The sequence below is a fragment of the Mesorhizobium sp. P5_C1 genome, from assembly GCF_054049815.1.
Genome location: NZ_JBFULQ010001374.1, coordinates 1 through 583, shown reverse-complemented (window position 1 = coordinate 583; position 583 = coordinate 1). Strand labels below are relative to the sequence as shown.

The window sequence follows — 583 nt, the reverse complement described above, 5'->3', positions numbered from 1 at the left end:
CTTCACGCGTTGCCCGTTCGATCTTCTCCTTGTCTACCCGCCGTCGACGTTGGACAACGGAATTTGACCCAGTCACCGACGCGTCGTGCAAAGCACGCTCCATTGTCTCAGGATTTCGCACACCACTCTCATAGAGCCAGATGGCTCGTCGAGCGAGATGCTCGTACACCTCGCTGCCACGGCCGATGTTTCTCGGCAGGCAATATGTTTCGAGAACCTGAGCGATCAGGGTGAGTTGTTCCGGATCAGCGAAAACTGGCATGGCGGGCCTCCTTTGTCAAAATGGAAGAATCCCACCGGTCGTTCTTGCCCTCAATTTCAAATGTTATATGCACACAACCCGGAACTTCGGACTGCCTGTCTGATTCAGACAAATTGCTGCGTCTGGGAGCGACTATAGAATGACTGGACCTGCCGAAGAAAGCTCATCGGGCGAAGTTAGTAAGAAGGCTTTGGCGCCTCATGTGGGCTGCGGATCGATCATGGCTATACAGGCGGGATGGACGCCGTTGAGGTCGGCATCGGCCTTCTCGCTTTGAGGGCTGCCACTCAAGGAACTCGGATATGGCGAAGTGAATCGGGC

Annotated in this window: 1 protein-coding gene; it reads right to left on the bottom strand. The window is 55.1% G+C overall.

All coding sequences use genetic code 11. The annotated features are described in order from the left end of the window. On the bottom strand, positions 1–262 hold a 262-nt coding region (locus ACXJ7R_RS35895; RefSeq protein WP_457155912.1), incomplete at its 3' end, for a hypothetical protein. Positions 263–583 lie beyond the last annotated feature (321 nt).